We start from the raw sequence: 12,937 nt of genomic DNA, 5'->3' as shown, positions 1-12,937 counted from the left end.
TGTGGTTTTAATCCGACGCCGCTAAAGCCATGCGCCTGAAATCAGTGCAGCCCATCAATACCTTTGACGTCCGCCGCTTGCAGACCGCCCAACCGCGCATGCAAGCGCCCGCGTGTAGCGAAGGCCCAGATCACGATCACTTCATCCGGCGCAGGGCCGTCACCGAACATCACCGACATGCTGTCGTAGTGGGAACGCACATACAGGGCATCTTTGTGGGCCAGCGGTACATCAATGGTTGAGCCTGGGCCGCCGCGCTTGCCGGTGGAGGGCACCCACGACTTGCCGCCACCCAGCGCGACGCGGATCGGATCGGCGGCCGGGTTAGTCAGGAATGCGTTGCCGTGCTCGTACTCGCCCGCGCTGCCTACCAGGATCGCCTTGCCATAGCTGACAATCTCATGCGAACCGGCCAGTTCCAGGATGCGCCGGCCAAACTCTTCACCCAACAGCGGCGAAGGTTCGACCAGTTCGGCAAGCGATTCGCTGTAGCGACCGGCATAGGGGTTGGCGATCACGGCGGCGATCGCATATTTGAACAGCGGCTCACCATCGGCCAGCTGGCCGCTTTCGTTGGCCAGGGTTTCTTCGACAAAGCTGTACCATTTGCGGATGTGATAAGTAGCGAAATTTGCGGTTTTCATCAGGGTTGCCTCAAAGTGGGTCTAGTGGGTCCAGATTGAAATGTCGGCTTGGCGCGCCAGCGGCCTTGAACCGTGCCTTGCCGAGCGCATCGTCGTGTTCGGTCTCAAGGAAAAATTCCATGCGATTACCGTCAGGATCGTTGAAATACACACCATTGCCGATTTCGTGATCGGTGATCTTCACCACCTCGACGCCCTTGCCCAGCAACATGCCGTAGAGCTGGCGCAAGGTGGTCATGTCCCCGGCGATTTCCAATCCATAGTGTTGCAACCCCAACCCGCCCTGATGGGCGCCGCGCTCTGCACGAAGCAAGGCGATGTCGTGATGTTTGGTACCAAACGCCATCATGACCCAGCTTTCGCCTCGGGCACTTTCATGCATGCCCAGGATGTCGGCGTACCAGCGTGCCGACACATCTGGATCACTTACCGAGAGCGATAAGTGAGTACGAAGGATTTCGACTTTCATCGCGTGAGACCTCAGCTTTTTTTGACCACGGATTGATGCCCTGCCTTGATCTGCGCCACTGCGGGGGTCCAGAGCACGTCAGCGATCTCACTGAATTCGCGCCACTGTTTCTGCCAGCCATCACCGCCATTCTCGGAGGTGAACAAGTGCCCATACTTGGTTCCCGCAACGATCTGTCGCGGATTCTCCGGGTTGAAGGCAATGGCCCATACGCAGGAATTGGGTTGTTGCGACAGGGGCAACACTTCCCAGCTGAGCGCAGCATCACGGGACACCAGGATCTTGCTGGTGGTACCGGGCGTGCCATCGGAAATACTCAGGTACAGGTCGCTTTGCGTGCCCAACGGCGCGTTCATGGCGCGCATGTAATACAGGCCGAACGCTTCTCGACCGATAATGCCGGTCCAGGTCAGCCCTTCATCCAGGCTGCGGTAGACGGCGTTGACGCAGACCACCACGATGACTTTCTGGCCGTGATTGGGCAGTACCAGAATGTTGTGGACATCCGAGTTGTAGTCCCACAGCAGCCGATCATCGACGCGCGTCCAGCTGTCGCCACCGTCACGGGAGTGGAATAACCCACCCTCTTCAAGGCCGAACCATAGCTGGTTGCGGTCGGTGGGGTCATAGGCGAAAGCCAGCAGCCGTGGGCGGCTGACCCCGTCGCAGAACTCTGGAATCTCCACCGGCGCACGATCCCAACTGAGACCTCCGTCCAGGGTTCGCCACAGTACGGCGCGCGAAGGTGCGCCAGTGCCGACGAAAATTCGTTTCGCATCCTGCGGATCGACGGCGACTTTCCAGACCGTCTGACCGTTGAACGGCGAATCGACACGCTGCCAATGGCCGCCAGTGTCGCGGCTGACACACAAGCCTACGTCCGTGCCGGCGTAGATCACCTCAGGCTCGTCGGGGTGCACACTCAAAGATCGAGTGATCGCGTCGAACTCCAGGTCCTGCCCCAGGCCCAGGCGATGCCAGGTACGGCCATCGTCGGCGCTGCGGATTACCGCTTGACCTACGGTGGCCACTAACAGGGTTCCATTACTCATCGTTGGTACTCCTCAGATGTAGATGCCGCGGGTCAAACCGCCATCGATGCCGATGGATTCTCCGGTCACCGCGCCAGCCTTTGGCGACGCCAGGAAACCAATCAGCCAGCCCATCTCCATCGGTGCCAGGGTGCGGCGAATCGGCGTCGCGTCAATGTAGGCCTGCTCAACCTGTTCCGCGGTCTTGCCTTGCTTGACCGCTTCGCGCTCGTACAGCTCCTGGATGTGCGGAGTGTCCACCACGCCAGGGTGGATCAGGTTGACCGTGATGCCCGAAGGGCCCAACTGGTCGGAGAGGGTTTTGGTCATGTGGGCGATCGCCAGGTTGCGCATCCCCGAGAGGACTTTGCTGCTGCGCCCGGTGAGGCCGCCGATGTTGATGATGCGACCGAAACCGCCGGCCTTCATGTGCGGGGTCACAGCCTTGGCGCAACGGAAGTAGCCGATCACCTTGGTGTTGAGATCCGACAGCAACTCGTCGTCGCCGGCATGTTCGATGTCATTGCGCACCACTCCGGACGGCGCTGCTGCACCGTTGACCAGGATGTCGATGCGGCCGAAGTGTTTGTGCGCAGCTTCGACCATGTCAGACACGGCCGACATCTGATTGGTGTCACAGTACAGCGGCAGTACTTCGTTGCCGGTCTGAGCCGTGATCTCTTCGGCAGCTTGTTGGAGAAACTCCATGCGGCGTGCGCAGATCACCACCTTGCAGCCCTCTTCGGACAGAAAACGTGCGACTTCCTTGCCGATACCCATACCGCCGCCGGTGACGATCGCCACGCGGCCTTTCAATTCCAGATCCATAGCATTTCCTCTTTTGATTATTCGATTCAGGCCAGATCGACGAAGACGCTCTTGGTCTCGGTGTAGGCATCGATCACGTTTTTACCCATTTCCCGGCCCCAGCCGGATTGCTTGTACCCGCCGAACGGCGAAGCCGCGTCGACCACGTTCCAGCAGTTGATCCAGACCGAGCCCGCCTTGAGCTGCGCCGCCACGCGGTGCGCCGAGCGCAGGTCGCGGGTCCACAGACCCGCTGCGAGGCCATAAGGCGAATCGTTGGCGCGCAGCACCAGGTCGTCGATTTCGGTCCAGCTCATGACGGTCAGCACCGGACCGAAGATCTCTTCGCGGGCGACACAGGCACGCTCGGCGCGATCAAGGAACACGCTGGGCGCAATGAAGTGGCCGCGCTCCAGGTGGTCGGGACGGCCGCCACCGCAGATCAGTTCGGCGCCCTCCTCCTGGCCTCGTTGCAGGTAGCCTTTGACCGTACTCAATTGGCGGCCCGACACGAGTGGGCCCATGCTGGTGGCCGGGTCCAAACCATTACCGAGCACGTGTGCGGTGGCATGCCGTTCAAGCTCTTCCAACACCTGATCAAGCACGCTGGCATGCACGTATAAACGCGATGCGGCCGTGCACACCTGGCCCTGGTTGTAGAAGATGCCATCGGCCGCGCCTTTGGCGGCGCGCACGATATCGGCGTCCGGCAAGATGATGTTCGGCGACTTGCCGCCCAGTTCCAGCGAGACCTTTTTCATGTTGCTGGTGGCCGCCTGAGCGATCAGCCGGCCGACATGGGTCGAGCCGGTGAAGGCGATCTTGTCCACGTCGGGATGCTGCGCCAGCGGTCCGCCCGTTTCCGCGCCAAGACCGGTGATCAGGTTGACCACCCCCGCTGGAAACCCGGCGGCCTCGATCAACTGCACCAGTCGAATCGCGACCAGCGGCGTTTGTTCGGCAGGCTTGAGCACCGCGACGCAGCCTGTCGCCAGCGCTGGGCCAAGCTTCCACACGCACATGTTCAACGGGAAGTTCCACGGCACGATCAGCGCGCACACGCCCACCGGCTCACGCAAGGTGTAGTTGAGCATCGGCGCACCGCTGGCCGGCGATACGGGCAGCGTGCTGCCTTCGATCTTGGTCGGCCAGCCGGCGAAGTAGCGAATGATGGTCGCCGCGCTGGCCGCTTCGCCTCGAGCGGCTGAGATAGGTTTGCCGTTCTCCAGCGTGATCAACTGCGCCAGCTCCTCGCGGTGCTGATCCAGCAGGTCCGCCAGTCGAAACAGCAGCAGACCGCGCTGGGCGGGTGACTGAAGTGCCCAGGCGCCGGTGAACGCTGTGCGGGCTGCCGCAACGGCCGCATCTACGTCACGCGCGTCGCCTTGGGCCACTTCCGTCAGGGTTTCTTCAGTCGCCGGGTTTTCCACGGCAAACCGCCGGCCAGCGGCGGCGTCCTGCCAACTGCCACCGATAAACAGGCGGCCAGGCTGGGACAGAAAGTGTTGCACAGCAGGTAGCACTTCAAACTCTTTCATCATCGACTCCTTCACAGCGCCATTTCGATCAGGCAAGGACCACCGTCGGCATTGGCATTGGCCAGCGCCCGTTGCAGTTCGGCATTGGTTTGCACCGTGCAGGCCGGCACGCCGTAGCCCTTGGCCAGCGCCTTCCAGTCAATCCGCGGGCTATCGAGCACCGTCAGGCGCAGCGCTTCCGGCCCCATTTCGGTCACGCCGAAGCGGCGCAGTTCGTTCTGCAAAATGGCGTAGCGATGGTTGGCGGCAATCAGGATTACGACCGGTAACTGCTCACGGGCGATGCTCCACAGGGTTTGGATGGTGTACTGGGCACTGCCGTCGGATTGCAGGCAGAACACGCGATTGCCCCGCTCCGCCAAGGCGGCGCCAAACCCCACCGGAATGCCCTGGCCGATCGCGCCACCGGTATTGGTCAACACCCGGTGCCGCGCGGCGCCAGCGGAGGCAGTGAAAAATGGATAGCCGCAGGTGCCGCCTTCCACGGAGACAATGCTGTCGTCCGGCAGCGATGCGGCTAACACCTGGCCGATGGACTGAGGTGTGAGCTCGGCATGCCCCCGCGGCAGTTCGATACCCATCGGTGTCGGCACGTAAGCCGGTGCATTGAGGGCATCGGCCAGCGCCGTCAGCGCGCCGGCTACATCGTCACCGACATCGGCCAGCGTCAGCAGACGCTCACGCTCGGCGAGGCGCGACGGGATGCCTTCGTAGCCGAAATAACTGATGGGCTCCGGCACCCCGGCACACACGACCTGGTCGTACTGCTCGAGGATTTCAATGGCCACTTCCGGAAAATACGGCAGGCGATCCAGGTTCGGCAAACCACCGCCACGGTAGCTGAGCCGTGGAAAGGTCTCGGCAAACATGCGCACGCCAGGCAGTTGGGCCAGGCGCCCCGCGGCTTCCAGACCCGCGACCGACAACCCCTCATCCCCGACAATAAACACCAGGCGCTGCCCGTCACGCAGAGCCTGCGCCACCGTCTCGACCCGGTCACCGGCAAACCGGCGAACCGGCGCTCGCATCGGGGCGAACACACCGTTGTGCGTCACCGCGCTGGCTTGCAGGTCCATGGGCAAAATCAGGCTGGCGATCTGACCTTTGGCCTGCCAGGCCGCCCGCACCGCTTCCTGCAAATCTTCGCCGATACCCGACGCCGTGCGCGAGGTGCGCACCCAACCGGAGACAGTCCCGGCCAAGGCCTGGATGTCACTGGCCAGCGGCGGATCGTAGTTGACATGCCATGACGCGTGATCGCCGATCACGTTGACGATGGGGGTATTGGCACGACGCGCGTTGTGCAGGTTGGCGATGCCATTGGCAAACCCGGGGCCCAGGTGCGTCAGGGTCATCGCCGGCTTGCCGGCAATCCGGCCATACCCATCCGCCGCCCCCGTGCACACCCCTTCGAACAACGACAACACCGGCTTCAGTGCAGGTGCGCTGGCCATGGCCGCCACCAGTGGAATTTCGGTGGTTCCAGGGTTGGCGAAGCAGTATTCGATACCGCTTGCCGCTGCCGCATTCACTATCAGTTGCGCACCATTCATTTTCAGCCCTCTTGCTTGAGCATTTGCAGTGATGAGATTTATCACACATAAACACTCACGCAACAAGCATTAAATTGTTGTATATCTCTTGATATGAGATTTACGTGATTTTATTTACGCTAGAAAGGCTGCCGAGATTGCGTTTTTCTCTCACTGAGGTAGTGTTGCGCCAGCGTTTGGCGCTCCTGCGGGATGTCTGGTCTACGCCGGAACGAAGCACGCGCCCTCCCCCCGTCTTTAGGAACGAAATGAGCAGCCTGAGCAAATTGCTGAGTGTCCTGGACCTGTTCGGTCCACAGACATTGAAGATCGACCCCGACACCATTGCCGAGCGCATGGGCCTGTCACGTGCGACCGTGTACCGCTACGTCAAGGATTTGTGCGACGCCGGCCTGCTGACCCGCGTGGACGCCGGCAGTTATGGCTTGGGGCCGCGTGTCATCGAACTGGACTGGATGATGCGTCAGTACGACCCTATCCTCCTTGCCGGACGCGAGTTGATGCACGAGCTGTCCGCGCAAACCGGTCTGGCCGTGTTTGCGAGCGTTTTTTATGACGGTCGCATCATCAACACCTACATCGCCGAACCCACCGACACCTACCTCTTTGCGTTCGGGCGCGGGCAACCGCTGCCGTTCTTTCGCGGCGCGCAATCCAAGGTGTTGATCGCCTTTCAGAAAGGTCGCCGTTTGCAACGCTTGTTCGACGAGCACATGGCCAACGACCCGGACAGCCCTTATGACTGGCCGAGCTTCTCCAAGGCCGCGAAAAAGATTCGCAAGGACGGTTACTGCCTCACCCATGATGAACTCAACCTGGGCTTGACCGGCATCGCAGCACCCATCATCCAGCCGGACATCGACGAAGTGGTTGGCAGCCTGTCCGCCGTCGGCAGCACGCAGAGCTTCAAGCTGCTGCGCCAGGAAACAGTGATCGAAATGGTCATGGACACCACTCGGCGCATCGCCGAAAACATGCGCAATCAGTCGAACACCACCGTGCCCTAGCCTATGGAAAAGCCGCCGGTCCCTTGCCTTGGACGCGGCGGATATGCGGTCAGAACGGAACAGCCACCGACAATTGGCTGTACGCGTTGGTGCCATTGCCGCCGACTTGATTGCCACCCGTGGTTGAGTCCTGATCGGGTTTGTAGAGGCCAATCAGCGGGGTAATGATCAAGTGCGGGTTGACTGCCCATTCGGCGTAGATATCCAGCTCACGGGCATTGAGGTTCAGCGCATTACTTTTACGCACCGTGTCGAAATCGAAGTACAGCGCGCCCAAGGTCAGGTTTTCCAGCGGCGTTGCCTTCAGTCCGACGTGCTGAATGCTGGTATTGCTGTTGAACGGCCCGGCGTAATTGCCGGCGACTTCGCCCTGAAACCAGGTGCCGTAGCCCATGCTCAAGCCAGTGAACAGCGGATCCCATTTCTGTGAATAGCGGGTATAGCGATAGGTCACCTTCGGCGCCCAGGCGGTATCGGCGAAGGTGTAGCCCGCTTCGCCGTACCAGGCTTTCTCCGGCCCGGCGTCCTTGTCCTGCCAGGCGTATTCGAATGCCAGGCTGACGTTCTTGATGCCCGCATCGCCTTCACCGCGAACGCTGTAGACATTCATGCCTTTGCGCTGGCGTTGAAAGTCGCTGGCCCATTGATCGCTCACGTCGATGCCGTGTACCCAGGTCAACCCGATCGTACCCGGCTGGGTGGTGTAATCCAGCGTGCCGGCGGCCAGTTCGGTTTCGGCCTGGACGCGGTTGTCGGACTTGAGCCACACCAGGCTGCCGTGCAGGCCGTCTTGCCCACCCAGGCGCAAAAGCGCGGTTTGATCGAACGCATGCCGTGCAGCCAGGTAGTAAGCGCCCCCACGGTTCATCTTGCCATCGGCCGGGCCCTTGCCCAGGTTCAGTCCGTCATCGTTGATCAGGAACCCTCGACCCAGCTTGACCACCTGGCGCCCGCCGGAAATATCAACCCCGTCCTTGCCCAACGCGGGGAACAGGTTGCCGGAGCGCCAGCCCAGGTAGGCGTCTTCGATCTTTGTTGTGCGCTCGGTCCCCAGGGAATTGCCGCCTGGGTCGCCGTCGCCCCAAGTGGCGGAGCTGACCAGGGCGAATGCCCCATACGCGGTGCCATTGCCCGCCAGGGACTGGTCGCCACTCAAGCCGTATTTGATGAAACCTTCACGCCAGGTAGATCCCCCAGGCGTGCCGTCGTAGTTCTTGCGACTGTTGAACTGGCCGAACACGGCGGTCATGTCTGCGTTGAGGTGACGGCTCTCATCACTGTACAACTCATAGGCCTGGGCCTGATTGATGGCGCATAGCACCAATGTGCACACAAGCGTGCTACCAAACACGGGATGATGTGATGGATTGCGCATGGCTCAAGCTCCTTGCGGTGCGCCTTTAAAAGGCTGTCTTAGGTATTGGCGAGAAATCGGTGCGGCAGCGCGGCACCGATTTCGCGGGGGCTAGCAGCAGGTGGCAAGCGCCGCTTCGAGCGCAGAAACGATCAGGCCAGCCTCGTCGGACGTCAGGGTCAACGGCGGCGAGAGAATGATCTTGTTGCCTATCGGACGCACCAGCACGCCGGCACGCCGCATTTCGTCAGCGATCCGCGACGGCTGGCCGTCTGCGGGGTTGAGCGGTTGGCACGTGGTTTTGTCGGCGACCAGGTCCAAGGCAATCATCAAGCCCTTGCCGCGCACTTCGCCCACGACGTCATAACGCTCGGTCAACGGTGCGAGTTGCTCGAGCAATTGCGCGCCGACCCTGGCGGCGTTGCCCGGCAGATCCTCGGCTTCGACGATATCGAGTACCGCCAGGGCGGCCGCACACGCGGTCGGGTGACCGCTGTAGGTGTAGCCATGCATGATCACGCTGCTGAAGCCCGGGCCGCTCTCGATCCCATCGACGATGCGTTGGTTGAACAGCGTGGCACCCAGCGGGATATAACCGGCAGTGATGCCTTTGGCCAGGCACAGGATGTCCGGCGCGACGCCCCAGCCGCGACTGCCGAGCATGCAGCCCGTGCGGCCGAAGCCGGTCACCACTTCGTCGGCGATCAACAGAATGCCGTGGCGATCACACACCTCACGCAGGCGCGGCCAGTAATCGGCTGGCGGTACGATCACCCCGCCTGCGCCTTGCACCGGCTCGGCGATCAATGCCGCAATGGTCTGCGCACCCAGCAATGCGATCTGATCCTCCAGCTGACGAATACAGTGCGCGGTCAGCGCTTCGGGATCGCGGCAATCCCAGGGATTGCGATACAACCAGGGCGTGTCGAGCAAATGGCAGCCGGCCAACAGTTGGCCGTGGTTGTAGTGGTAAACGCCATTGCCTCCCACCGATGTGCCGCCCATGTGCACACCGTGATAACCGTTACGCAGAGACAGGAAACGCGTACGCCCCGGATCGCCGCTGGCGATCCAGTATTGGCGCGCCATTTTCAGCGCGGTTTCCACCGCATCGGAGCCGCCGGAACTGAACAGCACCCGTGTCATGCGCTCCTGGGCAAACATGGCGGTCAACCGTTCGGCCAGATCAAATACCCGAGGGTGGGCAATACCGTCGAAGGTCTGGTAATACGCCAGCTCGTCCAGCTGCGCGGCGATGGCAGCCTTGACGCTGGCGCGGTTGTGCCCAATGTTGACGTTCCACAGACCACCCACACCATCGAGCATGCGATGGCCGTCGATGTCGGTGATGTAGTTGCCGTCACCACGGGCGATGATCAACGTTTTGGAGCGTTGCTCCGGGGCGCTGGAACTCATGGGGTGCCAGAATTTCTTCTCGGCGGTCTTGTATTTTTCGTACATGATCAAGTGCCTTATTCGGTATCACGTTTGCGGACAAACAGCAGTTGCTGGCCAGTGAACTCCAGCAGCCCCTCAAGGCCGAACTCGACGCCAAACCCGGACATCTTGCTGCCGCCAAACGGCGTGTTCGGCTGGATCTGCGCGTGGCAGTTGACCCAGGCAACGCCGCTTTCCAGGCGGCTGGCCAGTGCCTTGGCCTGCTCCACGTCCGGGCCCCAGACCGATCCGCCCAGCCCCATGTCACCGGCATTGGCGCGCCGCAGCACATCCCCGACATCCCGGTATGCGATCAAGGGCAACACGGGACCGAACTGTTCCTCGTCGACCAGACGCTGGCCATCTGTCACGTCCGCGACCAGGGTGGGTGGATAAAAGAAGCCGGGGCGATCCAGGCGCGCGCCGCCGCACAGCACGCGCGCGCCTTGTGCCCGCGCGTCGGCGACTAGCGCGTCGACATGTTCCAATTGCTCAAGGTTTTGCACCGGGCCAAAGGTGACGCCAGCTTCCAGGCCATCGCCCACCACTTGGCGCTTCGCAATCAGGGTCAGCGCATCAGCAAAGGCCTCGTACTGCGATTCGTGGATATACAGGCGCTTGAGGGCCGCGCAGGTCTGGCCCATGTTGAGAAACGCCGCCTGGAAAATATCCTCGACCACCGCCTCAATCGGCGTACCGGGCAGAATGATTGCCGCGTCGTTGCCACCCAACTCCAGGGTCAGGCGCTTGAGGTTGTTGGCGGCGCCGCGCATGACGCTTTGTCCGGTGGCGGTCGAGCCGGTGAACACAATCTTCTGAATGCCAGTGTGCGAAGTGATTGCGCTACCGAAACCTTGCTCGCCCGTCAGGCAATTGATCACGCCGTGAGGCACATGGCGGGCGATGATCTCCACCAGACGCAAGGTGCTCAGCGGGGTCAGGCTCGACGGTTTGCTGATCACACAGTTACCGGCTCGCAGCGCCGGCATGATGTGCCAGACGGCGATCATGAACGGCCAGTTCCACGGTGTAATCGACGCCACCACACCCAAAGGCTTGCGATGCAACTCGATCCGCTGAGTAGGGGTTTCTTCCACCAACTCCACGGCAATCTCCTGACCGGCCGCATAGCGGGTCCAGGCGGCGGAACCCATGACTTCGGAAAACGCCAGTTCCAGCGGTTTGCCTTGTTCCAGCACAATCAGCCGGGCCAGTGACTCGGCCTCCCGCTCGATATCCGCCGCGACCGCCAACAGGCGCTCGCAACGGTCTGCGTGGGTGCTGTGCCGCCAGCTTTTGAACGCCGCCTGCGCGGCGTAGACCGCCTGGTCGAGTTGCGCCAGCGAGCCAGCCGGGCATTGGGCGAATGCAGCACCGGTGGCCGGGTTGATCACGTCAAACTGGCCCTTATCACCGGCAACCTGAACACCATTGATGAGCATCTTGTAGTTGTGCATTTGAAACCTTCCTTTCACACACTGACGAGCCATGCCGAGCAACGGCAGGCCGGTATTGTCTGGTTAGTCGAGCCGTAACGAGTGCGGCCTTAAAGCTTGTGGCTGCCCAAGGCAAGAAACCGTTGCGGCGAGATCTTTCGCAATCTCGCGGCGAGCATGACGCCGATGATCAGGGCCACGGGAATGATGGCGCAGAGTCCGTAGGACAACAGCTGGCTGGCCCCGGTCAGCACGTCGAAATGCACCACCGCCAGTACCAGCACGAGCACTAATGCCAGGGAGGAGAAAACAGGCAGGACGCGCCCGCGCCAGATCCCGACGTTAAGCTCGGGATGACGCTGAAAGTAGACGCAGACCGCTACCGACGTCAGCGCCATCAGCAAAATGACGCAGAGGGTGGCGAGATTGGAGAACCAGGCGAACAGTTGCAGGATCGGGTCCGCATCCAATGCAGCGAAAATCAGTACCACCACCGCGGCAATCAGGCTCTGCAACACCGAACCCATATGGGGGCTCTGATGCACGCGATGAGTGGTGCCCAACAGACTGTGCAACAGGCCGTCACGGCCGATCGCGTAAAAATAACGCGCCGCGGCGTTATGAAACGCCAGGAGGCCGGCATAGATACTGACCATGAACAGCACGCGAATGACCTGGGTCAGTTGCGGCCCGACAAAGTGATCGGACATGCCGTAGATAAACGTCGTCGGATCCTGCAAGGCCTGCAGCATCGGCACGATCTTGTCCGCGCCCACGCCCACCACCATCGACCACACCGACAGTGCGTAGAACCCGCCGATCAGCAGCACCGAACTGTAGGTGGCAATCGGAATGGTACGTTGCGGGTTCTTGGCCTCTTCGCCGTAAATAGTCGTCGCCTCGAAACCGATGAATGCCGCGAAGCAAAACAGCAGGCCGATGGACGGGGTACCGCCGAGCACATGGGTGCGGTCGAACGCATCAAGGTTGATGCCGCTGTCGCCGCCGGATTTGAGGATGGCAAAATCCAGGATCAGGATCGCCAGGTACTCGGCGATCACCACCACCGACAGCACCCGCGCCGACAGGTCGATCTTGCGATAACCCAGAATCGCAATGCTCGCCATCGCCATCAGCGAGTAGGACCACCACGGCAACACCAGGCCGAAGACACTTTCCATGGTGCCACTGACGACCCCACCGAACATGCCATACAACCCGACCTGAAGGATGTTATAGGCAAACATCGCCAACACACCGGCCGCCCCGCCTGCCAGGCCACCCAAACCACGGGAGGTGAACGCATAAAAACCGCCGGCATTGGTCAGGTGCCGGGACATGGTGGTGTAACCCACCGAGAACGCCAGCAACACCAGCAACGCCAGGATCAGCAATGCCGGTGTGCCGGCGCCATTGCCCAGCATGATGCCAATCGGGAAGCCACCGGCGATCACACTTAAAGGGCTCGCCGCCGACACCACGAAGAAGATGATGAACCCGACGCCCAGGGCGCCACGCTTGAGCTCCGTGGAGCTGTTGATCGAGATAGGTACACTCATGTTGTTGACCTTATTGTATGAGGCAGTCGCTGTTGGGGTGGCCCGATTGAATTCCATCGGCACCGATTAGCGTTTTGTTTTAGTTGCGCGCTGAATTCGATC

The 12,937-nt window shown here is 61.3% G+C and carries 11 protein-coding genes; 1 reads left to right on the top strand and 10 read right to left on the bottom strand.

Annotated features, from left to right (window positions below):
- Positions 1–41: 41 nt before the first annotated feature.
- Genes JFU47_RS02000 through JFU47_RS01975 form a run of 6 tightly spaced genes read right to left on the bottom strand, consistent with a single transcriptional unit; the run spans position 42 to position 6,042 of the window.
- A complete protein-coding gene (locus tag JFU47_RS02000) occupies positions 42–644 on the bottom strand; it encodes an amino acid synthesis family protein (protein ID WP_201180426.1) in 603 nt (200 codons plus the stop codon).
- Positions 645–654: 10 nt separating this feature from the next.
- Positions 655–1,113 (bottom strand): VOC family protein, encoded by a 459-nt coding sequence (locus tag JFU47_RS01995; protein ID WP_201180425.1) that lies wholly within the window; start codon positions 1,111–1,113, stop codon positions 655–657.
- 11 nt (positions 1,114–1,124) lie between these two features.
- Positions 1,125–2,165 (bottom strand): VPS10 domain-containing protein, encoded by a 1,041-nt coding sequence (locus tag JFU47_RS01990; RefSeq protein ID WP_033062021.1) that lies wholly within the window; start codon positions 2,163–2,165, stop codon positions 1,125–1,127.
- A 12-nt stretch (positions 2,166–2,177) separates the two neighbouring features.
- Positions 2,178–2,972: an SDR family NAD(P)-dependent oxidoreductase gene (locus JFU47_RS01985; RefSeq protein ID WP_201180424.1), complete on the bottom strand. Its 795-nt coding sequence runs from the start codon at positions 2,970–2,972 to the stop codon at positions 2,178–2,180.
- A gap of 26 nt (positions 2,973–2,998) precedes the next feature.
- The gene (locus JFU47_RS01980; RefSeq protein WP_201180423.1) at positions 2,999–4,489 is read right to left on the bottom strand and encodes an aldehyde dehydrogenase family protein; all 1,491 of its coding nucleotides are present in this window, start codon (positions 4,487–4,489) and stop codon (positions 2,999–3,001) included.
- 11 nt (positions 4,490–4,500) lie between these two features.
- A complete protein-coding gene (locus JFU47_RS01975) occupies positions 4,501–6,042 on the bottom strand; it encodes an acetolactate synthase large subunit (RefSeq protein WP_201180422.1) in 1,542 nt (513 codons plus the stop codon).
- Positions 6,043–6,290: 248 nt separating this feature from the next.
- On the opposite strand from JFU47_RS01975, the gene JFU47_RS01970 reads away from it, so the two are divergent.
- Positions 6,291–7,049, top strand: a complete 759-nt coding sequence (locus tag JFU47_RS01970; RefSeq protein WP_201180421.1) for an IclR family transcriptional regulator — start codon at positions 6,291–6,293, stop codon at positions 7,047–7,049.
- Between the two features lie 49 nt (positions 7,050–7,098).
- Here JFU47_RS01970 and JFU47_RS01965 read toward each other — a convergent pair whose 3' ends face one another.
- From JFU47_RS01965 to JFU47_RS01950, 4 genes are all read right to left on the bottom strand, one after another.
- Positions 7,099–8,424, bottom strand: coding sequence for a hypothetical protein (locus JFU47_RS01965; protein WP_201180420.1), 1,326 nt, complete (start codon positions 8,422–8,424; stop codon positions 7,099–7,101).
- 90 nt (positions 8,425–8,514) lie between these two features.
- Positions 8,515–9,864: an aminotransferase class III-fold pyridoxal phosphate-dependent enzyme gene (locus JFU47_RS01960; RefSeq protein WP_201180419.1), complete on the bottom strand. Its 1,350-nt coding sequence runs from the start codon at positions 9,862–9,864 to the stop codon at positions 8,515–8,517.
- 11 nt (positions 9,865–9,875) lie between these two features.
- On the bottom strand, positions 9,876–11,297 hold the full coding sequence (locus tag JFU47_RS01955; RefSeq protein ID WP_201180418.1) for an aldehyde dehydrogenase family protein: 1,422 nt from the start codon (positions 11,295–11,297) through the stop codon (positions 9,876–9,878).
- 89 nt (positions 11,298–11,386) lie between these two features.
- Positions 11,387–12,835, bottom strand: coding sequence for an APC family permease (locus tag JFU47_RS01950; protein WP_201180417.1), 1,449 nt, complete (start codon positions 12,833–12,835; stop codon positions 11,387–11,389).
- Between the last annotated feature and the right edge of the window lie 102 nt (positions 12,836–12,937).

Origin of the sequence: Pseudomonas sp. TH39(2020) (assembly GCF_016650715.1) — a bacterium.
Lineage (GTDB): Bacteria > Pseudomonadota > Gammaproteobacteria > Pseudomonadales > Pseudomonadaceae > Aquipseudomonas > Aquipseudomonas mandelii_C.
Note: the sequence above shows the minus strand (reverse complement) of the source record. Positions and strands in the feature narration are given on the sequence as shown.